Source organism: Micromonospora sp. CA-244673 (assembly GCF_050948395.1).
Taxonomy (GTDB): Bacteria; Actinomycetota; Actinomycetes; order Mycobacteriales; family Micromonosporaceae; genus Micromonospora.
This window is the reverse complement of sequence record NZ_CP192019.1, coordinates 2,106,419-2,131,061: the sequence shown is the minus strand read 5'-3', so window position 1 is coordinate 2,131,061 and position 24,643 is coordinate 2,106,419. Positions and strand designations below refer to the sequence as shown.

Here is a 24,643-nt window from a genome sequence, read left to right as displayed (position 1 = left end):
GCTCCCTGTGTGCCCACCGGCCGACGTGATCCGATACCGGGCAGCCGCGTACCCCGAAAAGGGGCAGACAACACAAGTTGGGCGGGCGGGGGGCGCGACGCGAGCGGGCCCCGGCCGTCACACGGCCGGGGCCCGGAGCCTGCGGGCGGGCGGTCAGCCGCCGATGACCACCCGGCGGACGCCGGTCCAGCGCGCCGGGTCGGTGACCCGGCGGCCGTCGACCAGCACCGTCACGCCCGGCAGGTCCGCCGGGGTGAGGTTGCGGTACTCGGCGTGGTCGGCCTGGATGACCGCGGCGCCGACCGGCTCGCCCTCGTAGCAGGGGAGGCCGTGCGCGGCCAGTTCCTCGTTGGTGTACATCGGGTCGGCGACGTACGGGACGGCGCCCCGCGCGCGCAGCGCCTCGACGGTCGGGAAGACGCCGGAGAACGCGGTCTCCTTGACGCCGCCCCGGTAGGCCGCGCCGAGCACCAGCACGCCCACCCCGGTCAGGTCCCCGTACGCGGCGGCGAGCAGGTCGACGGCGTAGTCCGGCATGGCGGCGTTGGCCTCCCGGGCCGAGCGGACCACGGTGGCCGACGGGTCGTTCCACAGGTACATCCGCGGGTAGATCGGGATGCAGTGACCACCGACGGCGATGCCCGGCGAGTGGATGTGGCTGTACGGCTGGGTGTTGCAGGCCTCGATGACCTTGGTGACGTCGACGCCCACCGTGTCGGCAAAGCGGGCGAACTGGTTCGCCAGGCCGATGTTGACGTCGCGGTAGGTCGTCTCGGCGAGCTTGGCCAGCTCGGACGCCTCGGCCGAGCCGAGGTCCCAGACGCCGTTCGGGCGGTCAAGGTCGGCCCGCTCGTCGAAGTCCAGCACCGCCTCGTAGAAGCGCACGCCGTGCTCGGCCGACGCCTCGTCGATGCCCCCGACCAGCTTCGGGTAGCGGCGCAGGTCGGCGAAGACCCGGCCGGTGAGCACCCGCTCCGGGCTGAACACCAGGTGGAAGTCCCGGCCGGCGGTGAGGCCGGAGCCCTCCTCCAGCATGGGCGCCCAGCGGTTGCGGGTGGTGCCGACCGGCAGGGTGGTCTCGTAGCTGACCAGCGTGCCGGGCTTGAGGCCGCGGGCGATGGCCCGGGTGGCGTCGTCCATCCAGCCGAAGTCCGGCACGCCCTCGGCGTCCACGAAGAGCGGCACGACCACGACGACGGCCTCGGACTCGGCGACCGCGGCGGCGGTGTCGGTGGTGGCCGACAGCAGCCCGGCGGCCACCGCCTCCTTCAGCTTGACGTCCAGGTCGGCCTCACCGGGGAACGGCACGGCACCGTCGTTGACCAGCTGGACGACCCGCTCCGAGACGTCGGCACCGAGCACCCGGTGCCCCTTCGAGGCGAACTGCACGGCGAGCGGCAGACCGATCTTGCCGAGCGCGACGACGCAGATGTTCATGGCTGTTTCTTTCCTCCTAGCGGGAGCCTGCGTCGCAGGCCGGACATCATGCGGCGCAGTGTCACCGGGAAGACGACCAGCATCAGGTCGCCCTTGCGGTTCGTGCTGCTGGTGATCACGAACAGTTGGCCGCCCTCCCGGTGGAACGACCGTTGCACCATCGAGGGCTGCGGGCCGCGCACCGGGGTCGAGCCCTTGTCGCCGTCCCGGGTGACCGTCACCTTGACCACCCGGCGCTCCCCGCCGGGCTTCAGGCCGGTGAGCAGGTCCCGGGCCCGGAACGACATGTTGACCGTGGCACCGAGCGGGTCGGCCTCGATCGAATCTACCGTGCCGGCCGTCCGCCCCGCCGAGACGGTGATCGCGCCGCCGGCCATCTCGGCCAGGTCGGGCCGGGGACCTCGGGCGGTCACCCGCACCGTCCGCTCCCCCGAACCGTCCACGGCCCACCGTACGGCCACCGCCTCCAGCCGGGCCAGCCAGCGGGAGATCGGCGTGGTGATCTCGTACCAGTCGTCGGACAGCCCGCACCGGCCGTCGCCGAAGCCGCGGTAGCGGGCGAACCAGCCGTCGTCGCGCAGGACCGTCGGCGGCAACCCGTGCCGCACGTCCTGGCGGAGCACGGCCACCAGGTCCGCCAGCGTGCCGTACGCGGCCACGCCGATCCGGACCCGGGCGGTCACGGGCAGCTTGCCCCTGATCCCCTCGGTGAGATGCTCCCGGGCGAGCCGCCCGACGCCCTCGCGCACCTGCTCCTGGGTCTTCCGGTCGAGGGAGAGGAAGTCATCCTGGACCAGCTTGGCGATCTCCCAGGTGAAGTGGCGGAGCAGGACGGCGTCGCGCCGCTCGCCCGGCTCGATGTGCTCGGCGACGAAGGCGACGATCCGTTCCACGCAGCCGAGCCGCGCCAGGTGCGTGCTGCGGTAGGTGATGTTGCCGGAGTTGGCGCGCTTCACCGCGTAGTAGTAGTCGTAGTCGGCGAGCACCGAGATCCGGCCGGCCCGCAGGCACGCCTCCAGCGTGAACGGCTGGTCACTGCCGACCGGCATGTCCTCCGGGAAGCGCAGGCCGTATTTCTCCACCAGCTCCCGGCGGAAGAGCTTCGTGTTGGACAGCGCGAACGGCAGCGCCGAGGCGAAGAGGTCGACCTCGGGTTGGGTGCTGGCGAAGATGGCCTGGTGGACGTACCGCTTGTTCACCCCGACGAGCCGCCCGAGCAGCACGTCCGAGCCCCACCGGTCGGCCGCGGCCACCATGCGCTCCAGCGCCTCCGGGCCCAGGTGGTCGTCGGAGCCGATGAAGAAGACGTAGCGGCCGGTGGCGTGCTCCAGCCCGCGGTTGCTCGGCGCGGCCGGGCCGCCCGAGTTGGGCTGGTGCAGCACCTTCACGGTGCCGGGGTAGCGCGCGGCGAAGCGGTCCAGCTCCTCCGCGCTGCCGTCGGTCGAGCCGTCGTCCACCGCCACGACCTCCAGCCGGTCCAGCCCGATGGTCTGCTCGACCAGCGAGGTGAGGCAGGTGGTGAGGTCCGGCATGGTGTTGTAGACGGCGGTCACCACGGTGACGTCCGGTTGGGTCACCTGCCGACCCCGGCGGGGAGCAGCGGCGCCGACGGCGTCCCGCCGACGCTGCGCGGCGGGCGCTCCGGTAGCAGCCGGGAGTACACCCCGTCGAGGATCTTCGCCTGGGCCGCCCAGGTCCAGTCGGCCAGCAGCCCCGGCCGGTCGTACGCGGCGCGGTAACGGTCCCGGTCCGCCAGCACCGACCGAACCGCCCGGACGTAGTCGGTCACGTCCTCGGCCGTGAACACCTCGCCCTGGCCGGTCGAGCGCACGGTCTCCGCCATCGTCCGGACGTCGGAGACGACCAGCGGCAGTCGGGCGTGGGAGTACTCGAAGAACTTGGTGATCAGCGCGATCTCGTGGTTCGGCCAGTGCTGGATCGGGATCACGCCGACCTGGGCGCCGGAGAGGAAGGGCACCACCTGGTCGTGCGGCACGTAGGGCAGCACGTGCAACCGGTCGCCGGCCCCCAGCTCCTGAGCCCGGGTCATGAGCCCGCGCACGTAGTCGGAGCCGGGCTTGTTGACCACGAGGGCGACGTGCGCCCCGGCCAGCTCGGGCAGCGCCTCGACCATCACCGCGAGCCCGCGTTTGGGGGCGGCGACCCCGCTGTAGACCAGCAGCGGGACGTCCGGGCCGATGCCGCACAGGGCGCGGATGTCGGGCGACCCGGCCGGGTCGGCGGTCACCTCGTCCACGGCCGGCGCGTTGAGCACCACCGCCGGCCGTTCGGCCAGCCCGTGCTCGGCCTGGAGCAGATCGGCCAGGCCGCCGGAGACGGTGATCGTCGCGTCGGCGTACGGCACGAACTCGCGTTCGTGGGCCATGTTGCCGGGCAGCCAGCGCGCGTTGTCGCGCCAGGGCTGCACGCCGGGCAGGTATTCGTGGGCGTCCCAGACCAGGGCGATGTGCCGCCCCTCCGCGGCGGCGCGGATCTTGGCGCGGGCGCCGACCCCCAGCATGCGGAAGTCGTTCGCGTGGATGAGGTCGGGCTTGAGCTCGTCGAGGACCGGGCCGTAGCCCAGCTCGTAGTCCCACAGGCCCGGCTCCAGCCGCCGCCACGCCCCGCCGCCCTGCACCCGCTGCCAGAACAGCGTGAAGGCGCGGTCCCACGGCCCGTCGAGCTTGCGCCCCTGGCGGGCCCGGGTGAGTTCCCGCTGCCGCAGCGACACCCAGCGGCGGACCAGACCGGAGAAGCGCTCCTCGGTCCGCAGCAGCTGCCAGCGCAGCGCGGGACGCCGGTCGGCGGCGGTCAGCTCGGCGCGACGGACCCGCAGGTCGGCACGCCAGGCCCGGACCGCCTGCGCGCGGTGGGCGGCGATGCCGGTCGGCGGGTACGCCAGGGGCGCCCGCAGCCACGACCGGCGGAACTCGTGCGGCCGCTTGGCCATGGGCAGCGGCACCTTGAGCAGGCGGACCTCGGCCGCACCGAGGCGCCAGGTCTGCGGCGTGCCGCCGGGAGCCCGGCCGAGCAGGATGACCTCCCAGCCGGCGTCGGCGGCGGAACGGGCGGCCTTCTGTACCCGCGAGTCACCGTTCACACCGTTGTCGACCAGCATGACGACGCGTCCCCGGGTGCGCTCCGTCATGTCTGCGCCCTCAGCTCCCATACCGCCCATCTCCGTCCCCTCGGCCCCGCGGCCCGAGGACACCGGCGAGTCTACGACAACGCGACAGGGCGCAACGGGCCCGCCGCCGCCGTGTCTCCCGTACCGAATGACCGCTTGCTAACCTGCATCCCTGGCCGGCGGCGGCCGGGGCATGCCCCACCCCGACGGACGTCCCGGCCTCCCCCTGGGCGCACCGTCGGCGGGCAGCGGCCGGCCCGCCCAGCCTCCCTGCGGACAGGACGAAAATGGACATGGCGACGACCAGAGAACGCCGGCCGTCAGCGCCGGACCCGGCCGACCCGCCGGCGCCGGACGGGCCCGCCGCGCGGCTCCGCGCCGCCGTCCGGTACGCCCTGCCCGCCCTCGCCGCCTGGACCGCGGTACGGCTGCTCGGCCTGCTGAGCGTCTGGCTCTGGGCCCGCAGCACCGGTCGCAGCACGGTCGGCGAGCTGACCCGCTCCGACGGCAGCTGGTACCTGGGCATCGCCCGCAACGGCTACGACGGCGCCGAGCAGTTGCACAGCAACATGGCGTTCTTCCCGCTGTACCCGGGCCTGACCGCCGCGCTGGACACGATCACGCCGTTCGACCTGCGGCACACCGCCCTGCTGGTGTCGTGGTTGGGCGGATTCGCCGCCGCGTGGGGGCTGTTCGCCGTCGGCGCCCACGTGTACGACCGCCGCGTCGGGGTGGTCCTCGCCGTGCTGTGGGGCGTGCTGCCGCACTCGGTGGTGCAGCTCATGTCGTACAGCGAGGGGCTGTTCACGGCGCTGGCGGCCTGGTCGCTGTACGCGCTGCTGCGGGGGCGCTGGCTGACCGCCGGCGTGCTCTGCCTGCTCGCCGGCCTCACCCGGCCGACCGGCTCCTCGCTCATCGGGGTGGTCGGCCTGGCCGCGCTGATCGCGGTGATACGCCGTCGGGACGGGTGGCGACCGTGGGCGGCCATGCTGCTCGCCCCCGCCGGGTGGCTGGCCTACCTGGCGTGGGTGGGCTGGCGCGTCGGCCGGCCCGACGGCTGGTTCCGGATCCAGGGCGAGGGTTGGGGATCGTCCTTCGATCTCGGCGTGAACACGTTCGAGCGCGGCCGGGAGGTGCTCAGCCGGCCCTCGGAGGTGGAGTTCTACGTCGTGACGCTGGTGGCGGTGCTGGCCATCATGCTGTTCGTGCTCAGCCTGCTCGACCGGCAGCCGTGGCAGCTGCTGCTCTACAGCGGGCTGCTGCTGCTGACCACGCTGGGCGCCGCCGGCTTCTACCACTCGAAGGCGCGGTTCCTGCTGCCCGCGTTCCCGCTGCTGCTGCCCGCCGCCGTGGCGCTGGCCCGGGCCGGTCGGGCCAGGGCGGTGACCGTGCTGACCACGCTCGCGCTGGTGGCCGCCTACTTCGGCGGGTACCTGCTGCTGGTCTGGCGCTTCTCGCCGTGACGGGCGGGCGCGGGCACGGCGCCCGCGCCGCCGCTCAACGGGTGCGGGGACGGACGTCCCAGAGCCACACGTCGTCGACCTGACGGCCCGGCCCGTACAGGGCGTCGAGCACGGCACGCAGCTGTGCCGCGCGGGGGTGCGCCGCCGGCAGCACCAGCGCGTCGGCCCGCCAGTGCCGCACGTCGGCGAGCGCCCGGTCCCGGTCGGCCGGGGCGACCACGGGGGCATGCCGCCCCTGGCCGACGGCGGTGAGCAGGACGGCGGTCGGCCGCGGCTCGACGCCCCACCGGCCGGTCCGGTCGGTCCTCGACACCGGGCCCAGGAAGTAGCCCTGCGGGACGGCGAAGCCGACGAGCGCGGCGGAACTCCAGTACAGCGACGTCATGTTGTCGACCGGTACGGGCACCAGGGTCCGTCCGGGCGTGACGTGGTCCCGCCAGGCGCCCGAGGTGACGAAGTCGGGCGCCGGCACCCGCGGCTGCGACGGCAGCGGCGTGGGCGCCACCGGCACCACCGCGGCCAGCAGCGCGGCGCCGCCGAGCGCGGCCACGAGCCGGTGCGCCCGATCCGGCCGCCCGGCGAGCCCCGCCAGCCGGTCGACGGTGAGCGCCAGCAGCACGCCCACGGCAGCGGTGGTGATCAGCGCGAACCGGGCGACCACCAGCGAGTCGAACACCGGGAGGTCAGCGACCAGGGCGAAGGGCGCCGGCACGGAGGTGCGCCCGGCGCCCCAGGTCCAGGTGGTGCCGAGGGAGAGGACGGCGGCCACCGCCGCGACCAGGGCGAGCACCCGGACCAGCGCCTGCCGGCGCAGCCAGAGCACCGCGCCGAGGACCAGGACCGCCAACGGCCAGCCGTAGAAGCTCGCCTCCTCGGTGGTGTTGGCGACCAGGCCCTTCGCGCTGTGCCGGCCGCCGCCCACCGACTCGGTGGCGTACGCGACGTACGAGCGCAACGTCAGGGCGTACTGGTCCGGCGAGCCCGGGTGACCCACCCGGTGCTGCGGGCCGGCGAACTGCATCCACAGCGGGTACGCGCCGACCACCAGCACCAGCAGCCCGGCGACGGCGATCCCACCGGCCAGCGGCCGGGCGGCGGCCACCACCTCCCGGGGCCGGACCAGCAGCCAGCCGAGCAGCCCCGCCAGGCAGCCCAGCGCGGTCAGGAAGAGGACCTCCAGGCCGATGAAGAACTGTGCCGCGATCAGCAGGCCGAGCACCAGCCCGTCGCGGAGCACCCGGCCGTCCCGGGCGAGGCGGACCACCTGCCAGAGCATGAACGGCACCAGCCACTGGGCGGTGACGTGCGGGTGGCCGTTGCTGTGCGACACCAGCGCCGGGGCGAACGCGCAGAACAGCCCGCCGGCGACGGCGGCGACGCGGTACCGCACCAGGTGCCGGGAGAGCACGTGGTACCAGGCGTAGGCGGTGCCGGCCAGGTTGAGGGTGACGAACACGAGGTACGCCGCCGGCGGCCCGAACAGCACCGTCACCGGGGTGAGCACCAGGCCGGGAAGCTGCATCCCGACGTTGGTCATCAGGTTGACCCCGTCCGGGGCGTTCTGCAGCGTGGTGAAGAACGGGTTCTCCAGGTGCGTGACGGCGTGCGCCGCGTACGCCAGCATCCACTCGTTGAAGCCCTGGTCGGACGGCCGGCTGCCGAGCAGCCGGCCGTGCACGTCCAGCCAGCCCCGACCGGTCACCAGGACGGCGCCGGCCAGGTAGACCAGGGCCACCGACAGGTCGTGCCGGCGGCGCCGCTCCCGGGCCGGCCGCGCCGCCCCGGCCGCGACCGTGGTGGCCGCGGGTCCGGCGGCCGGCGCGGGCCGGTCCACGACGAGCGCGGGCCCGTCGTCACCCGGCCCGGCGAGAGCGGGGCCGTGCGGACCCCGGGCGTCGGGCGGGTTACCAGCCATGACGCCCGATCCTACGAGCGACTCCGTTGATCGCAGAGTAACCGGAGCATCACGGAGTGTCGCGGATCACCCGGGGCGGACCCGGGCGGGTCAGAGCCGGTGTGCGGTGTCGCCCGTCGTCACGCCGCGGGTGTCGAAGAAGCGCTTGGCCCGGGCGGCGAGCGCGTCCACGTCGTACGACCGGTGGTTCTGCACCAGGATGACCAGATCCGCCGCGGCGACGGCGGCCTCCAGATCCTCGGCGCGCGGCACGCTGCCGCCGAGGGCCTGCCAGGTCTCCACGTTCGGGTCGTGGTAGCTGAGCTTGGCGCCGAGGCCGTGCAGCAACCGGGCCAGCGGCACGGCCGGCGACTCGCGCTGGTCGGCGATGTCCGGCTTGTAGGTCACGCCCAGCAGCAGCACCGAGGAGCCGTTGGCCGCCAGGCCGGCGTCGTTGAGGATGTCCTGCGCCCGGCGGACCACGTACGACGGCATCGTCGCGTTGATCTCCTGGGCCAGCTCCACGAACCGGAAGGGGTAGCCCAACTTGGCCCGGACGTTGTGGCTGAGGTAGTTGGGGTCGATCGGGATGCAGTGACCGCCGACGCCCGGACCGGGGTAGAACGCCTGGAAACCGAACGGCTTGCTGCTCGCCGCGTTGATCACGTCCCAGAGGTCGATGTCGAGCTGGTGGCAGAACCGCGCCATCTCGTTGACCAGCGCGATGTTGACGTGCCGGTAGGTGTTCTCCAGCAGCTTCGCCGTCTCCGCCTCGCGGGTGCCCTTGGTGCGCACCACCGTGTCGACGAAGCGCCCGTAGAAGGCGGCCGCCCGGTCGCCGCACGCCGGGGTGTGGCCGCCGACCACCTTGGGGGTGTTGCGCGGGCCGAAGCGGGCGTTGCCCGGGTCGATGCGCTCCGGGGAGAACGCCAGGTGGAAGTCGGTCCCGGCGCGCAGGCCGGACTCCTCCAGGATCGGCCGGACGATCTCGTCGGTCGTCCCCGGGTAGGTGGTCGACTCCAGCACCACGAGCATGCCCGCGCGGAGGTTGCGGGCCACCGCGCGGGTGGCCGCCTCGACGGCGGCCAGATCCGGCCCACCGTCCTCGGACAGCGGCGTCGGCACGCAGATCACCGCCGCGTCCGCGGTGGCGATCTCGGTCTCGTCGGTGGTCGCCCGGAAGCCGGCGCCCAGCATCTCGGCGATGTCGTCGTCGGAGAGATCGTCGACGTGGGAGCGGCCGGCGTTGAGGGCGTCGACGACGCTGGTCTTGACGTCGAACCCGAGCACCGAGGCGCCGGCGCGGACGGCCTCCCGGGCCAGCGGGAGCCCGACGTAGCCCAGGCCGAGAATCACCACATCTGTCATTTCATGTCCCTTGCGCGTCGGTGGTCCGGCGGAGGAGGGTCGAGCGGCCTCCGCCCTCGACAGCCGTGGGGATGGTACCTGGTGCCGGCCGGGCGACCGCGGCCTCGCGGTGGTCCGGGGCGACGCTCCCGCCGCCCCGGACCGGCCGTCACAACCGGGTCAGCTCGTCCGTGACGGGCAGGCCGCCCGACTCCGGCAGGGCCGGACGCCGGCCCTGCGGCGCCAGCCGGTGGTAGAGGCCGTTCTGCACCTTGGCCTGCTCCTCCCACGTCCACGCGGCGAGATCCATCGACTCGTACGCCTTGCGGTAGCGCTGCGGGTCCGCCACCACCGCCTCGATGGCCCGGACGTACTCGTCCACGTCGTTGACGCGGAAGACCTCGCCCTGCCCGGTCTGCCGGACCGTGGCGGCCATCGTCTCCACGTCGCTGACCACGATCGGCAACCGCGCGTGCGAGTACTCGAAGAACTTGGTGATCAGCTGGATCTCGTGGTTGAGCCAGTGGTGGATCGGGATGACCCCGACGGTGGCGGTGGAGAGGAAACCGACCACCTCGGCCGGCGTCACGTACGGCAGCACGTGCAGCCGGTCCGCCGCCCCCAGCTCGGCGGCCCGCTTCTTCAGGCTGGTCAGGTAGGGGCCGGTCGGCGCGTTCACCACGAACGCGACGTGCACCCCGGGCAGCCGGGGCAGGGCCTCCACCATCACGCCCATCCCGCGGTGCGCGGCCGCGGCTCCGCTGTACACCACCAGCGGCACGTCCGGGCCGAGACCGCAGGCGGTGCGGATGTCCGGTCCGTCGCCGGTGGCCGCGCCGAGCGCGTCGGCCGCGTGCGGGGTGTTCAGCACCACCGAGGGCAGCTCGGGCAGGTGGTGGTCCCGCTTGAGGAACTCGGCGAGCCGCTCGGAGACCGTGATGACGGCGTCGGCGTGCCGCGCGTACTCGTGCTCGTGGGCACGGTTGGCCACCATCCACCGGGCGTTGTCGGCGCGCGGCTTCACGCCGGGCAGGTACTCGTGGACGTCCCAGATCAGCTTGATCGTGCGGCCCTTGGCCGCCGCGCGGATCTTGGCACGGGCACCGACCCCGATCATCCGGAAGTCGTTGGCGTAGATGATGTCCGGCTTGAGCTCGTCGACCGTGCGGCCGAAGGCCAGCTCGTAGTCCCAGAGCTGGGGCTCCAGCTTGCGCCAGGCCCGGTCACCGCGCAGCCGCAGCTGCAGCCAGGTGTAGGCCCGGTCCGACGGGGTGCTCAGCGTCTTGCGCTTGGTCTGGCCCCGGGTCAGCTGCCAGTGCCGGAAGGAGATCCACTTCCGGGTCACCTTGGCGGCCAGCTCCTGCGCCCGCAGGCCCTGCCGGGCCAGCGTCGAGCCACCGCCGCCGGCCAACGCCGCCCGGCGTACCCGCAGGTCAGCCTGCCAGGCCCGCACCTCCTGCTGGCGGTACGCCGCGACACCGGTCGGCGGGTACGCCAGCGGCCCCGTCAACCAGCGCCGGCGGAACTCGTGCCGGCGCTGCTTCAGCGGACTCGGCATCCGCACGAGCTGCACCTTCGCCGCCCCCAACTGCCAGCTCTGCGGCTGCCCGTTCGGTGAGCGACCGAGCAGGATCACGTCCCAGCCGGCGTCGGCGGCCGACTTCGCGGTCTTCTGCACACGCGAGTCGCCGTTCACGCCGTTGTCGACGAGTATCACGATCCGGGCGGGCGCCGGCGGCGCACCTTCCCCCGTCGCGGCCATTGCCTTTTCTCCTCTGTCTCGAGGCCCATGCGGCGCCGGCGTCGCCGGTGCGCGCGGGTGCCCAACAGCTCTCGACCGGGCGACGCCTGCCGCGTCGCTCAGCTGCCACCCGCCGTACGGACGGTCGTACCCGCCACAACCTGGTCGAACTGGTGCTTGACCTGCTCCCAGTCCCAGGTCGCGACCACGTGCTCGGCGGCTGCCTCACTCGCCTTGCGCCAGGCATCCTCGGTCGCCGTGACGGCGAGGATCCGCTGGGCGGCGTCCGCCGGACTGTCGACCACCCAGTCCACCGGGAAGAGGCTGCGGGCCGAGGACGGCCGGCCGGCGAAGAACGGCCAGTCCCGGACCACCGGAACCGCACCGCTCGCGGCGCCCTCCACCAGACCGCAGTGGAAACTCTCCCGCACCGAGCTGCTCAGGATGACGCCGACCGGGGTCAACGCCGCCGGCACGTCGTCGACCTGCCCGACCCGGACCACCGCCCCGCTCGGTTCGAGCTCGGCGATGTCGGCCAGGAAGGCGTCCCAGTAGCGCCGGCTGTCCGGGCTCGCGTCCGCGTCCAGGTCACGGCCGAACAGCAGCAGCCGGTACCGCTCGTCGTGGGCCCGCAGGTGGCGCAGCACCTCGACCGCCCACCGGGGATCCTTGGCGACCGCCTTGATGCCGACCAGGCCGAGGGTGAACCGGGCCTCCGGCTCCTTGGGCCGCTCGAAGGCGCGCAGATCCATGGCGTTGCTGATCACGTGCAGGCGGGTGCCGGCCGCGGTCAGCGCCGGCACGGCGGCGACGGTGAGGTCGCGCAGGTGGTCGGAGACGAAGATCAGGTCGTCCACCCGGGAGAAGTCCACCAGGTGCGGCCACGCGGCGAAGGCCTCGAAGCTGTGCAGCCGGACGATCACCCGGGTCGACCCCGGATCGATCATCGAGAACAGCACCGCGAGCGCGGCGCACCAGTCCACGAAGACCACGTCGGCCCACTCGACCTGCGGGGCGAGCCACTCGGTGACCTTGTCCCCGTACGTCGTGTCGCCGGCGAGGACGTGCTGCATCATCGCGCGCCGGTTGTTCAGCAGCGGCACGTGGGTGCCGTCCTCGCCCGGGTCCAGGAACCGCAGCTCGACGTCCGGCCGCTGGTCGAAGTGCCGCCGGATGAGATCGAGGAAACCGTGGTTGCCGTAGGTGACCATCAGCAGCCGCAGCGGCCGGTCGGTCGGCACCGGAGCGGGCGAACCCTGCCGGCCACGCGGCGCGGAGAGGGCCCGGACGGCGGCGCTGGCATGCCAGGGCGCCAGGAAATCCCCGGCGTCCTCGGCGAGCGGCGACGTCAGACGATCGAAGTGCAGCCGCCGGTCGAACAACTGCCGCTGGGCGGCCTCGAGGAAGCGGACGGCGCCCGCGACGTCGCCCCGGCCGAGCCGGTCGTCGGCGAGGGCCAGCTGAGCGGCGACAGCGGCCGGAAGAGTGGGCGGCGTGCCGGCGTCGAGCTCGGCGACCGCCTGCCGGGTCAGGATCTCGGCGCGCAGCCGGGAGCTTCCGACCCGACGCAGCGCCGTGGCGGACACCCGGGCCGCCCGCTCCGGCTGCCCCGCGGCCAGCAGCCGGGTGTGCAGCAGGTCGGCGAGCTTGCCGCGGGTCCGGTCCGACAGGCCGGGAGCGGTGACCGCCGCGTTCCACAGCCCGGCGACCGCACGGGAGCGCATGGCGGACGGCGAGGTCGTCACCCGCACGGCGAACCTGGCGGCCCGGCGGGCCGACCGCTTGGCGGCGCGCGGAAGACTCATCCCAGGACCCCCGGGCGAGCCGTCGGGTCGCGAGGCACATCGAAAGCCATCGGGCGCGGGCCCCCTGCTGCCGGAACGGTCGCCAGAGCGGTGACGGACGGTTGGTCGCGCACGAGTCTGCCACAGCGCTCGACACACCGCCAAACCGCTGCTCGCTCCCGGAAGAGCCCTTCATCATCTGGCATCATGTGGCACAGGCAGGGCCGAACGGTGCGAAAGGTGACCGGTCGGCCGACCGGCCGAGGGGGCACCGACACACGCGGGCGCACGTGGCCCGGACAGCGCCGGTGGCTAGACTTCTGAGGCCGGCCCCCCGGCCCGGCCGCCCATCCCGACAGCGCCCCGCACCGACATCCGTATGCCCCGAGTCCAGGTGGAGCACCCGAAGTGAAGGTCGTGAACGCGTAGTGAAGGTTGTCAGCATCGTCGGAGCCCGGCCGCAGCTGGTGAAGCTGGCACCCATCGCCGCCGCCTTCGCGGAAACCGCGCACCACCACGTGATCGTGCACACCGGGCAGCACTACGACGCCGACCTGTCCGACGTGTTCTTCTCCGGCCTCGGCATCCCCCAGCCCGACGTGCACCTCGGCATCGGTTCGGGCAGCCACGGTGAGCAGACCGGCCGGATCCTCGCCGCGCTGGACCCGGTCTTCGCCGCCGAACGGCCCGACTGGGTGCTGGTCTACGGCGACACCAACTCCACGCTGGCGGGCGCGGTCGCCGCCGTGAAGATGCACCTGCCGGTGGCGCACCTGGAAGCCGGCCTGCGCTCGTTCAACCGCCGGATGCCGGAGGAGCACAACCGCGTGCTCACCGACCACGCGGCGGACCTGCTGCTCGCCCCCACCGAGGAGGCCATGGGGCACCTGCGCGCCGAGGGACTGGGGTCCCGGGCGACGCTGGTCGGCGACGTGATGGTGGACGTCTGCCAGCGCGTACGCGACACGGTGCTCGCCGACGGCGCGCCCCCCGCCGGCCTGCCGGAGGGTGTCGACCCCCGCTCCCCGTACCTGCTCTGCACCCTGCACCGGGCGGAGAACACCGACGACCCGCAGCGCCTGGCCTCGCTGGTCGCGGCGCTGGCCGCCCTGCCGGTCCCGGTGGCGCTGCTCGCCCACCCCCGGCTGGTGGGACGCGCCGCCGAGCAGGGCCTGAAGCTGGAGCAGGGCGCGATCCGGGTGGGCCGGCCGCTACCGTACGCCGAGATGGTGCGGGCGGTCCTCGGCTCCGTCGGGGTCGTCACCGACTCCGGCGGGTTGCAGAAGGAGGCCTACCTCCTCGGCCGGCCCTGCACCACGCTGCGCTCCGAGACCGAGTGGGTCGAGACGCTGCACGACGGCTGGAACCGGCTGGTGGCCGACCCGGCGTCGCTGGGCGCCGGACCCTGGGCGGAGACGGCCACCCGCACCGCCCCGACCGCGCCGCAGGGCACGCCGTACGGTGACGGTCGCGCCGCCCGCCGGGTGGTGAGCGTCCTGACCGGCTCCGAATCGACGAAAGAGTAGTTGTAGGCAACGATGCGCCAATCCCTCCCCTCCGCGTTGGCCCGCCTGACCCGTGTCGCTCGCCCCCGTTCCCGGTCCGGCGCCCGGCCCCATGTCATCTACCTCGCCATCGGCTTCCCACCGGCGGCGAAGAGCTCCGCCTACCGGCTGCGCGAGACCGCCAACCAGTTCGCCGCGCTCGACTGGGACGTCACCGTCGTCACCATCTGCGAGGAGGCGTGGGAGCGCGAGTACGGGCTGGACCACAGCCTCTCCGCCGGCGTCGACCCGCGGATCCGGGTGGTCGAGCTGCCCCTGGCCCGCAAGGACCTGGAAACGGACATCCGCAACTTCTCCGAGGCCCGCTCGCTGCGACCCCGGGAGTGGATCGAGCAGCAGCGCAAGCGGGACCTGACCGTCTTCCCGGAGCCGGTCTTCGGTGGTTGGCGCTTCGCGCTCGAGAAGGCCGTCCTCCGGATCCACCGCGAACACCCGGCCGACCTGCTGGTGGCCAGCTGCGCGCCGTACGTCAACCTGGCGCCCACCTGGCGGCTGTGGGAGGAGCACCGGGTGCCCTACGTGGTGGACTTCCGCGACGGCTGGTCGCTGGACGTCATCACCGGCGAGGCGGCGTTCCCGGAGAAGTCACCCGCCGGGCGGTGGGAGAAGAAGGTCCTGGAGCAGGCGGGCGCGATCTGGTGCGTCAACGACCCGATCGCCCGCTTCTACCAGGAGCGTTACCCGTCCGTCGCGGACCGGGTGCGGGTGGTGCGCAACGGCTTCGACGAGGACGGTGTGCCCACGGTGGAGCACCGGGTCGACCCGGAGGCGGGCCTCACCTTCGGTTACCTGGGATCGATCAACTTCTCGCCGGTCCTGCTGGACGAGGTCCTCACCGGCTGGCGGATGGCGCGGCGCGACGATCCCCTGATCGCCCGCAGCACGTTCGAGGTGCGGGGCCACATCGGCGCGGGCGCGCTGCGTGAGGCGAACGCCCACATGGAGCTGCTGCGCGCGGCCGAGCCGGACGGCGTCGTGTTCGGCGGTCCGGTCGCCAAGGCCGACGTGGCCGGCACGTACGCGCGCTGGGACGCGCTGGTCCTGATGCTGGTGGGCGGCGCCTACGTCACCTCCGGCAAGGTGTACGAGTACGCGGCCAGCGGGCTGCCGGTGATGTCGGCCCACGAGGTCGACCACGACGCGGCGCGGGTGCTGGCCGGGCACCCGCTGTGGACCGGGGCGGTGGGTCTGGAGCCGGTCCGGCTGGCGGAGAGCTTCCGCGAGGCCGGGAAGCTGGCGGTCGGCGCGACCGAGGCGGACCGGGCGGCGGCGCGGGCGCACGCCCACCGGTACACCCGGGGCGCGCAGTTGAGGCCCGCCGTCCGTGCGGCGACGGAACTGGCAGCGGCGCCGAACCCGTCGACCGAGGCGGTCGCAACCGGAGGTGGACGGTCATGATCGAGATGCTGATCATCGCGGGTGCGGCGCCACGGCAGGAAGCCGTGCTGTCCGAGGCGCTCGCCCGGTTCCGCGCGCAGGGCGTCCGGGTCCGGCTGGTGTGCGCGTTTCCGCTGGAGCTGACGTCACTCGACACGTCGTCCGCCGAGGTGTACGCCCTGCCCAAGGCCGAGGCGAAGGCCCGGGTGAAGCGGCTGGCCGGTGGGGCGGAGCCCAGCCGGGCGCTGTGGCTGGGGATCCGTCGGGACCGGGTCGTCCGGGGGTGGGCGCGCAGCGCCGACATCCTGGTGTCCCTCGACGCGGTGTCCGTGCACACGGTCTGGGAGCTGGCGCAGCGGAACCTGCGGGCCGACGCCTGCCAGGGGCTGGGACCGGCGGGCCGCGCCGTGCAGGCCAGGCTGGACGGCAGGGCCCGGCGCAGGGGCACGGTGGGCGCCGCGACGTCCGCCCGGGCCGGCATCGTCGTGCGGGAGACCCGACAGCGGGCGGCCGCAGCGGCCAAGCGCTCGGTCCGGGCGACGATGGCGCCCGCGGTCATGCGCAGCGCCCCGGGTGCCAGGTTCTGGCGTACGGTCGTCGCCGCCCCCGCCCTGCCGGACCGGGTCCGCGGCGGGCTCGCCTACCAGGTGCACCTGCGACTGCTCAACGCCGACCGCGCGGACCAGGCGGTGGCCGCCTCCGCCGCCGCCGTACGGCGGATGCACGACCGCCGGGCCCGGGTCGACCTGCTGACCCGGGAGGCCAAGAAGGAACTGGGCATGGGCCTGATCCCGGTCTGCCTGCGCGAGACGGTGACCGCACAGCTCACGCTGGCCGACGAGCTGCTCGCCAAGAAGAACGCGCACAAGGCGGCCCAGGCGGTTCATCAGGCGTTGCAGCTGCTCTACCACCGGGTGCCGCAGCTCGAGCAGTCCGGCTCTCCGCTGGTCGCCGACGCCGACGCTTATCTGGCCCCGTTGCTGGGCAGCACCGCCGGCCAGGCCCTGCTGCGGCAGCGCGGTCGGGCGGTGCCGGCCGCGCCCACGCCGACCGGCCGGCCGCGACGGCTGCTCGTCCTCACCCGGGACGCGAGCCGGGACCACTACCTCCACCAGCTCCGCCAGCGGTACGAGCTCGCGCCGGACGTGGAGCTGCGGTACGTGCGGCTCGACGACGACCCGGTCAGCGACAAGTTCGCTCGGGAGCGGGGCGCGGTCGTCGAGCACCTCCTCGCCGGCGGCGCGGCCACGCCCTTCAGCAAGCGCGTGCTGGCGTGGCTCCAGCCGCACCTGGACTGGGCGGACACGGTGTTCGTCGACTCGTGCACGGCCGGCGCCCTGGTGACTTTGAACGATCCGGGTGACACCCGGATCGTCCTGCGGCTGCACAACTTCGATCTGACCGGCATCTGGGCGCAGCTGATCGACCTGTCCCGGGTGGACGACCTGGTCTACGTCTCGGACCACCTGCGGGACCTGGCGCACGCGGCGCTGCCGCAGCTGCGTGCGGGCCGGCGCCCGGCCGAGCACGTGCTGCCCCCGGGGTTGGATCTGCGGGCGCACGCGCTTCCGAAGCCGCCCGAGGCCCGTTTCACCCTCGCCGTGGTGGGAGCGGACACCGCCGCGAAGGACGCGCGCTGGGCCGTCGCCGTGCTGCGGCTGCTCCGCGCGGAGGACCGGCGCTACCGGCTCCTCCTGGTGGGTGATGGCCCGGACTCGGTGACCGGCACCAACAACAAGCGGTACCAGGCGGAGCTGGTGAACGACCTGGCGGAGCTCGCCTCCGCGGTCACCTACCTGGACGAGGTGACCGACGTGGCCCAGGTGCTCACCGGGGTCGGGGTGATCCTCAGCAGCTCCACCCGGGAGGCGTTCCACTGCGCGCTGGTGGAGGGCGCGGCCAGCGGCGCGGTGCCGGTCGTCCGGGACTGGCCCTTCCTCGCCGACCTGCCGCACGGGCCCCGCACGCTCTTCCCGGCGGAGTGGGTGGTCGCCACGCCGGACGACGCGGCGAAGCGGATCCTGACCGCCACGTCGAGCGACGACACGTGGCGGGCCGACGGCGCGGCGGCGTCCGCCCATGCCCTGTCGACCTGGGACTGGACGGTGGTCCACCGCGGTTACGACGAGTTGTTCGGGGTTCCGGCCATCGACCCGGCGGGCTGACCTCACCCGGCCAACGCACACGAAAAGGCCCACCCCGGCGGACCGGGGTGGGCCTTTTCGTTCCATGCCGGCGGATCCGCCGGCCGGGCAGGTGCGGGGCGGGTCAGTGGAGCACCGGGTCCGCCGGCTGACGGACCGGCGGCGCGACGTCCGGCCGCAGTCGGCGGTAGACGCCGTCGAGCACGGCCGCCTGCGCCTCCCAGGTCCAGCCGTCCAGCAGCCCCGGCCGGTCGTACGCCCGACGGTAACGCTGCGGATCCGCCAGCACGGCCTGCACGGCCCGCACGTAGTCGGGCACGTCCTCGGCCCGGAACACCTCGCCCTGGCCGGTGGAGCGGACCGTCTCGGCCATCGTCCGCACATCGCTGACCACGATCGGCAGCCGGGCGTGCGAGTATTCCAGGAACTTCGTGATCAGGGCGAGCTCGTGGTTCGGCTTGTGGTGGATCGGGATGATCCCGGCGTCGGCCGGCGCGAGGAACGCCGACACCTGCCAGTGCGGCACGTACGGCAGCAGGTGCACCCGGTCCCCCACCCCGGCCTCCACGGCGCGTTCCCGCACCTCCTCGGACGGGGTGTTGTTGCCGGTCGGGTGCAGGGTGACCAGGGCGATGTGCACGCCCGGCAGCCGCGGCAGGGCGTCCACCATGGTCTCCAGCCCCCGGGACGGGTTCACGCCACCGCAGTAGACCAGCAGCGGGGTGTCCGGACCGACACCGCACAGGGCGCGCAGGTCCGGCACGGGCTCGCCGAGCCGGGCGTCGTCGACGACCCGGTCCGGCGCGTTCAGGACGACGTCCGGCAGCTCCGGCAGGCTGTGCACCTCGCGCAGCAGCTCGGCCAGCGTCGAGGAGACGGTCACCACGGCGTCGGCCCGCGGGGCGTGCTCCGCCGTGTAGGCGATCTGCGCGGGCAGCCAGCGCGGGTTGTCCTCCCGGCCGAGCACACCGGCGACGTACTCGTGGGCGTCCCAGACCACCCGGGTGGGCCGGCCGAGCGCCCGGGCCCGCTCGGCGGCGCGTACGCCCACGCCGGCCATCCGGAAGTCGTTGGCGTGGATGATGTCGGGCTCAAGCTCGTCGATCACCGGGCCGAAGGCGATCTCGTAGTCCCACAGGCCCGGGTCGAGCCGCCGCCACGACCGCGACCCCATCACCTTCTGCCAGAACTGGATCGACAACCTGGTCAGCAGCAGGTTCTCATTCTGCTGGTTGTTGCGCAGCCGCTTCAGCTCGCCGGCGCGCAGCCGGGCCCACTGGGTGCGGACCTTGGTGGTGGCGCGGGGAGGCAGCAGCAGCAGCTTGCCGATCAGGTAGCTGCCCCCCGCCCCGTCCCGGCGGGCCTCGTCCAGCCGCACCTGGCGCTGCTCCAGGTCCAGCCGTCGGGCCTTCAGCGCGTTCAACCGTTGGGTGGCGTACCGGCCGGGCCGGTACGCCAGGGGGCGGCGCAGCGACCGGCGCAGGTTCAGCGGGTGCTGGGCCAGCGGGCGCGGCACCTTGAGCAGGCGCACCTGCGCGTCGCCGATCATCCAGCTGTCCTCGGGTGACGTCTTGCCCAGGATGCCGAGCAGGATCACCTCCCAGCCGGCCTCGGCGGCGGAGCGCGCCGTCTTCTGCACCCGGGAGTCGCCGTGCACCCCGTTGTCCACCAACATGACGACCCGCCCCCGTGGGCGGGTGCTGTCCGGGTCCATCCCTGTCCTTTCGAGGGGTCGGCTGGGGCCGCCCGGCCGGCGGGTGCCGACCGCCGGGCGACCCGGAGGGGTGACTGCGCAGCGGCGGCGGAAATGCCGCCGCCGCTGCGGAAGCGAGCTGCCGCTAGACGGCGCTCCCGGCGGACTGCCGGGGCTCGGGGGCGCCGCGGGACGGCAGGACCGAGACGACCTTGCCGTCCGCGGCGGACTCCAGCAGGCCCGCGGCGACCTGGACGGTCCGCAGCCCCTGCCGCAGGGTGACGATGTCGCTCTGCTTGCCCTCGACGGCGTCGCGGAAGCGCTCGTGCTCGACCAGCAGCGGCTCCCGCTTCGGGATCGCGTACCGGACCATGTCGCCCTCGGCCACGCCGCGGAACGCGCGCAGCGCCTCCCACTCGGTGTCGATGGCGGCGTTGGCGTAGAAGGTCAGGTCGGCGGTGAGCGTGTCGGCGACGAAGCAGCCCTTGTCGCCGGTGACCACGGTGGACCGCTCCTTGAGCGGGCTCAGCCAGTTGACCAGGTGGTTGACCATCGTGCCGTCGGAAAGCTGGCCGACCACGGCGACCATGTCCTCGTGCAGGCGGCCGCTGCGGGAGACCGTCCGGGCCGCCACCGAGGTGTATTCGCGGCCGGTCACCCAGGCGGTCAGGTCGATGTCGTGGGTGGCCAGGTCCATCACCACGCCGACGTCGGCGATCCGGTGCGGGAACGGGCCCTGGCGCCGGGTGACGACCTGGAAGACCTCGCCCAGCTCGCCGGCCTCCAGCCGGGTGCGCAGGCTCTGCAGCGCCGGGTTGTAGCGCTCGATGTGGCCGACGCCGGCGACCAGGCCGGCGGACTCGAACGCCTCCACCAGCTTGGTGGCGGCCTCGACGGACTGGGCCAGCGGCTTCTCGATGAGCGCGGAGACACCGTTGGCGGCCAGCTCCAGGCCGATCTGCTCGTGCAGGGCGGTCGGGCAGGCGACGACCGCATAGTCGACGCCCAGGGCCAGCAGGTCACCCAGCGTGGGGACCACCGGCGCGCGGAGCGTGCCGGTCACGTCGCCGGCCGGGTCGACCACGCCGACCAGCTCGACGCCGTCGAGGTTGGACAGCACGCGGGCGTGGTTGCGCCCCATGGCGCCCAGGCCGATCAGGCCGGCGCGCAGCTTGCGGGCCCCACTCATCGGGCACCCCCGGCGAGGTTCGCGCCCTCGGCGATCCGCTCCAGGTCGGCCGGGCTCAGCGACGGGTGCACCGGCAGCGAGACCACCTCGGCGGCGGCCCGCTCGGTCTCCGGCAGGTCCCACGGGCCCGGCTTGCCGTCGGCGTCGAGGTAGGGCTTGAGCCGGTGGATCGGGGTCGGGTAGTAGACGGCGTTGCCGATGCCCAGCTCGGTGAGGCGGGCCATGGCCGCGTCCCGGTTGCCCTCCACCCGCACGGTGTACTGGTGGTAGACGTGCTTGGCGGCGTCCGCCACGGGCGGGGTGACCATCCCGGTGATCTTCGAGTCGAGGAACTTGGCGTTGGCGCGGCGCTGCTCGGTCCACTCGGCGAGCTGGGTCAGCTGCACTCGGCCGATCGCGGCCGCCACGTCCGTCATCCGCATGTTGGCGCCGACGATCTCGTTGGCGTACCGCTGCTCCATGCCCTGGTTGCGCAGCAGCCGCAGCGTGCGGGCCAGCTCGGCGTCGGCGGTGGTGACCATGCCGCCCTCCAGGGCGTGCATGTTCTTCGTCGGGTAGAAGCTGAAGCAGCCGGCGGTGCCGAAGGCGCCGACCGGGGTGCCGTGCAGGGTGGCCCCGTGGGCCTGGGCGGCGTCCTCCACCACGGCGAGGCCGTGCCGCTCGGCGACGGCCATGATCCGGTCCATGGCCGCCGGGTGGCCGTAGAGGTGCACCGGCATGATGGCGACGGTGCGCGGCGTGACGGCGGCGGCGACGGCCTCCGGGTCGACGCAGAAGCTGGCCGGCTCGATGTCCACGAAGACCGGCTCGGCGCCGACCAGCCGGACCGCGTTGGCGCTGGCGGCGAAGGAGAACGAGGGCACGATGACCTCGTCGCCCGGGCCGACGTTGAGCGCCATCAGGGTCAGCTGGAGCGCGGAGGTGCCGGAGTTGACGGCCACGCAGTGCCGGCCGGCGACCAGGTCGCCGAACTCCTCCTCGAACGCCGCGACCTCGGGGCCCTGAACGACCCGGCCGCTCCGCAGCACCCGGACAGCCGCCTCGATCTCGGCCTCACCGATGATCGGTCGTGCTGGGGGAATGAACTCTGGATGCGGCCCGACCATGGGGCTTCCTCCTGTCGACAGGGTTCTCATGTGGGGGACAGTTTCGGGGGGATGGTAACGGTTGGTGCTGGAAACAACCCGGTCGCACCCATTGTCCGACCAGATGTGTCCTGGTGTTCATGATCGACTGAGGGCCGCGGACGGGGGGACCCGGGGGTCACACTTCCACCTCGCCGCGGACAGGCCCCAAGCATGCTACCCGGAGGGCCGCCACGATCGCGGAGGCCAGGCGGGGCACCTCGTCGAGGTCCAGCGGCGCCCGGGAGATGGCCACCCGCCAGTAGAGCGGACCGACGATCAGGTCCACGGCGGCACGCCGGTCGGTGTCCGGGGAGAGCTCGCCCCGCTCGACCGCGCGGCCGATCAGGATCCGGCCGACGGTCTGCTGGTAGTCGTCCAGCGCCGCCTGGAGCTTCTCCGCGATCTGCGGGTTGCGGGCCGCCTCGGCCAGCAGGTCCGGGATGATCTGCGAGGCCAGGCGGTGACGCAGCGCACGGGCCATCACGTGGAGGAGGATCTCCAGGTCGCCCAGGAGACTCCCGGTGTCCAGCAGCGGCAGGTTGCGGCCCGCCGCCGCGGAGACCATGTCCAGCACGAGGTCGAGCTTCGAACGCCAGCGGCGGTAGATCGCGGTCTTGCTGACCCCGGCCCGGCGGGCCACCGCCTCGATGGAGAGGCGGCCGTAGCCGACCTCGGCCAACTCCTGCATCACGGCGGCGCGGATGGCACTGGTGATCTCCCCGCGCAGCACCGCCGCGCCGGCCGGGGCACGCCTCTTCTCGGTCGTCACGTGGGACAATGTAGCGCAACGACGGTACGGTTGCGTCCCGACGTGTTTTGGACTACCTTCCACGCATCAGCGAGGCACCTCCCCGCCCGGCCACGCTAGATTTTCACGCCGCGACACACATCTCCTGCTCCCCATCGGCACGAAAGATCGGAGCGCCTCACCATGGCCAACACCGCGGTGGCCGACCCCGAATCCGGGCTGACCCGGGCCCAGCTCGCCCAGCGGTACGGGCTGCGGGTCGCGGGGGAACGCCCGCCTCTGGCCGAGTACGCCCGCCGGCTGTGGGCGTACCGGCACTTCATGACCGCGTACTCGCGGGCGAAGGTCGCCTCCTCGTTCAGCAACACCCAGCTCGGCCAGCTCTGGCAGGTGCTGACCCCGCTCACCAACGCGGCGGTCTACTACCTGATCTTCGGCGTGATCATTTCGCAGAACAAGCACGTGCCGAACTTCATCGCGTACCTCTGCACCGGCGTGTTCGTGTTCCTGTTCACGCAGACCGCGGTGCAGAACGGCACCAGCGCGATCACCGGCAACCTGGGCCTGATCCGGGCCCTCCAGTTCCCCCGGGCCGCGCTGCCGATCACCGTCACGCTGGTGCAGCTCCAGCAGCTGCTCATGTCGATGGTGGTGCTGGCGTGCATCGTGCTGGCGACCGGCGAGCCGCTGACCTTCCGCTGGCTGTTCCTCGCGCCGATGCTGGTGCTCCAGACGATCTTCAACATCGGGCTGACCATGGTGATGGCCCGGCTCGGCTCGAAGATCACCGACCTCAAGCAGGTCATGCCCTTCGTGATGCGCACCTGGCTGTACGCGTCCGGCGTGCTCTACAGCGTCACGCTCTTCGCGGAGCGGCTCCCCGGCTGGGCCGCGAACATCCTCGAGTGCAACCCGATCCTGGTCTACATCGAGCTGGCCCGGTACGCGCTGCTCGACTCGGCCCACCCCGAGCACATCGCGTCCTCGCCGCTGCGGCTGTGGTCGCTGGCCGTCGCCTGGGCGGTGGTCGCCGGGATCGGTGGGTTCGTCTACTTCTGGCGCGGAGAAGAGGAGTACGGCCGTGGCTGACCTCACGCAGCCGGCGGGCAGCACCGCCGTGGTGGACTCGGGGCGCATCCCCACCGTGGTGGTGGACGACGTGCACGTGATCTACCGGATCCACAAGGGCGCCACCGGTGGCACCACCCCGGTCTCCGCGCTCAAGCGGATCGTGTCCCGGACCAACGCGCCGAACATCCGCGAGGTGCACGCGGTCAAGGGCGTGAGCTTCACCGCCTACCAGGGCGAGGCGATCGGCCTGATCGGCAGCAACGGCTCCGGCAAGTCGACCCTGCTGCGGACCATCGCCGGCCTCCTCCCGCCGGCCCGGGGCGCGGTCTACACGCAGGGCCAGCCGTCCCTGCTCGGCGTGAACGCGGCCCTGCTCAACGACCTCTCCGGCGAGCGCAACGTGGTGCTCGGCTGCCTGGCCATGGGCATGCCGCCGGAGGAGGTCAAGCGGCTGGCGCCGGAGATCATCGAGTTCTCCGGGATCAACGAGCGCGGCGACTTCGCCTCGCTGCCGATGCGCACCTACTCCTCCGGCATGGGCGCGCGGCTGCGCTTCGCCATCGCCGCCGCCAAGAAGCACGACGTGCTGCTCATCGACGAGGCGCTGGCCACCGGTGACCGCAAGTTCCGGGCCCGCAGCGAGCAGCGGGTGCGGGAGCTGCGGGAGAGCGCCGGCACCGTCTTCCTGGTCAGCCACTCCATCGGCTCGATCCGGGACACCTGCGAGCGCACCATCTGGCTGGAGAGCGGCGTCCTGAAGATGGACGGCCCCACCAAGGAGGTCTGCGACGCCTACGAGAACCAGAAGTAGCCGTCCGGGGCGCACCGGTTCCGGGCTCGCCCGGGTCGGTGCGCTCCGTCGTACGCGTTAAGGTTTCCCTCGGCGCCGACCAAAATTCACCACTTGGTCACCGAACCACAAACCCCCCGCAGAAG

At 73.2% G+C, this 24,643-nt stretch carries 17 protein-coding genes; 6 read left to right on the top strand and 11 right to left on the bottom strand.

Features of this window, described 5'->3' with window-relative positions; translation table 11 throughout:
- Nucleotides 1-153 precede the first annotated feature (153 nt).
- The 3 genes from ACQP12_RS10010 to ACQP12_RS10000 are packed head-to-tail and all read right to left on the bottom strand — an operon-like array spanning nt 154 to nt 4,555.
- On the bottom strand, nt 154-1,437 hold the full coding sequence (locus tag ACQP12_RS10010) for a nucleotide sugar dehydrogenase (protein ID WP_433286886.1): 1,284 nt from the start codon (nt 1,435-1,437) through the stop codon (nt 154-156).
- Nucleotides 1,434-3,014, bottom strand: a complete 1,581-nt coding sequence (locus ACQP12_RS10005) for a glycosyltransferase family 2 protein (RefSeq protein WP_433286884.1) — start codon at nt 3,012-3,014, stop codon at nt 1,434-1,436. Before ACQP12_RS10005 ends, ACQP12_RS10010 begins: the two co-directional genes overlap by 4 nt.
- Nucleotides 3,011-4,555 carry a glycosyltransferase family 4 protein gene (locus tag ACQP12_RS10000; RefSeq protein WP_433289205.1) on the bottom strand — a complete coding sequence of 515 codons (1,545 nt, stop codon included), beginning with the start codon at nt 4,553-4,555 and terminating at the stop codon, nt 3,011-3,013. Before ACQP12_RS10000 ends, ACQP12_RS10005 begins: the two co-directional genes overlap by 4 nt.
- Nucleotides 4,556-4,857: 302 nt before the next feature.
- On the opposite strand from ACQP12_RS10000, the gene ACQP12_RS09995 reads away from it, so the two are divergent.
- Nucleotides 4,858-6,027 (top strand): hypothetical protein, encoded by a 1,170-nt coding sequence (locus ACQP12_RS09995; RefSeq protein WP_433286882.1) that lies wholly within the window; start codon nt 4,858-4,860, stop codon nt 6,025-6,027.
- Nucleotides 6,028-6,061: 34 nt separating this feature from the next.
- Here ACQP12_RS09995 and ACQP12_RS09990 read toward each other — a convergent pair whose 3' ends face one another.
- From ACQP12_RS09990 to ACQP12_RS09975, 4 genes are all read right to left on the bottom strand, one after another.
- Nucleotides 6,062-7,942 carry a hypothetical protein gene (locus tag ACQP12_RS09990; RefSeq protein WP_433286880.1) on the bottom strand — a complete coding sequence of 627 codons (1,881 nt, stop codon included), beginning with the start codon at nt 7,940-7,942 and terminating at the stop codon, nt 6,062-6,064.
- 90 nt (nt 7,943-8,032) lie between these two features.
- Nucleotides 8,033-9,289, bottom strand: coding sequence for a nucleotide sugar dehydrogenase (locus ACQP12_RS09985; RefSeq protein ID WP_433286878.1), 1,257 nt, complete (start codon nt 9,287-9,289; stop codon nt 8,033-8,035).
- A 148-nt stretch (nt 9,290-9,437) separates the two neighbouring features.
- The gene (locus ACQP12_RS09980) at nt 9,438-11,030 is read right to left on the bottom strand and encodes a glycosyltransferase family 4 protein (RefSeq protein ID WP_433286876.1); all 1,593 of its coding nucleotides are present in this window, start codon (nt 11,028-11,030) and stop codon (nt 9,438-9,440) included.
- A 98-nt stretch (nt 11,031-11,128) separates the two neighbouring features.
- On the bottom strand, nt 11,129-12,814 hold the full coding sequence (locus ACQP12_RS09975) for a glycosyltransferase (protein ID WP_433286874.1): 1,686 nt from the start codon (nt 12,812-12,814) through the stop codon (nt 11,129-11,131).
- 407 nt (nt 12,815-13,221) lie between these two features.
- Here ACQP12_RS09975 and wecB point away from each other — a divergent pair, with 407 nt between their 5' ends.
- Genes wecB through ACQP12_RS09960 form a run of 3 tightly spaced genes read left to right on the top strand, consistent with a single transcriptional unit; the run spans nt 13,222 to nt 17,900 of the window.
- A complete protein-coding gene (wecB, locus tag ACQP12_RS09970; RefSeq protein WP_357947821.1) occupies nt 13,222-14,319 on the top strand; it encodes a non-hydrolyzing UDP-N-acetylglucosamine 2-epimerase in 1,098 nt (365 codons plus the stop codon).
- A gap of 12 nt (nt 14,320-14,331) precedes the next feature.
- Nucleotides 14,332-15,756, top strand: a complete 1,425-nt coding sequence (locus ACQP12_RS09965) for a glycosyltransferase (RefSeq protein ID WP_433286872.1) — start codon at nt 14,332-14,334, stop codon at nt 15,754-15,756.
- Nucleotides 15,753-17,900, top strand: coding sequence for a glycosyltransferase (locus tag ACQP12_RS09960; protein WP_433286870.1), 2,148 nt, complete (start codon nt 15,753-15,755; stop codon nt 17,898-17,900). Before ACQP12_RS09965 ends, ACQP12_RS09960 begins: the two co-directional genes overlap by 4 nt.
- Nucleotides 17,901-18,003: 103 nt before the next feature.
- On the opposite strand, the gene ACQP12_RS09955 is transcribed toward ACQP12_RS09960, so the two are convergent.
- The 4 genes from ACQP12_RS09955 to ACQP12_RS09940 all read right to left on the bottom strand — a co-directional run bounded on the left by ACQP12_RS09955 (nt 18,004) and on the right by ACQP12_RS09940 (nt 22,657).
- A complete protein-coding gene (locus ACQP12_RS09955) occupies nt 18,004-19,593 on the bottom strand; it encodes a glycosyltransferase family 4 protein (protein WP_433286868.1) in 1,590 nt (529 codons plus the stop codon).
- Nucleotides 19,594-19,717: 124 nt separating this feature from the next.
- Entirely contained in the window at nt 19,718-20,761 is a 1,044-nt protein-coding gene (locus ACQP12_RS09950; protein WP_357947812.1) for a Gfo/Idh/MocA family protein, read from the bottom strand.
- The gene (locus tag ACQP12_RS09945) at nt 20,758-21,867 is read right to left on the bottom strand and encodes a DegT/DnrJ/EryC1/StrS family aminotransferase (protein WP_433286865.1); all 1,110 of its coding nucleotides are present in this window, start codon (nt 21,865-21,867) and stop codon (nt 20,758-20,760) included. Before ACQP12_RS09945 ends, ACQP12_RS09950 begins: the two co-directional genes overlap by 4 nt.
- 157 nt (nt 21,868-22,024) lie before the next feature.
- The gene (locus tag ACQP12_RS09940) at nt 22,025-22,657 is read right to left on the bottom strand and encodes a TetR/AcrR family transcriptional regulator (RefSeq protein ID WP_433286863.1); all 633 of its coding nucleotides are present in this window, start codon (nt 22,655-22,657) and stop codon (nt 22,025-22,027) included.
- A 162-nt stretch (nt 22,658-22,819) separates the two neighbouring features.
- On the opposite strand from ACQP12_RS09940, the gene ACQP12_RS09935 reads away from it, so the two are divergent.
- Both ACQP12_RS09935 and ACQP12_RS09930 read left to right on the top strand, forming a co-directional pair.
- Nucleotides 22,820-23,725, top strand: coding sequence for an ABC transporter permease (locus ACQP12_RS09935; RefSeq protein WP_357947804.1), 906 nt, complete (start codon nt 22,820-22,822; stop codon nt 23,723-23,725).
- Nucleotides 23,718-24,518 carry an ABC transporter ATP-binding protein gene (locus ACQP12_RS09930; RefSeq protein WP_357947802.1) on the top strand — a complete coding sequence of 267 codons (801 nt, stop codon included), beginning with the start codon at nt 23,718-23,720 and terminating at the stop codon, nt 24,516-24,518. Before ACQP12_RS09935 ends, ACQP12_RS09930 begins: the two co-directional genes overlap by 8 nt.
- Nucleotides 24,519-24,643: the final 125 nt, after the last annotated feature.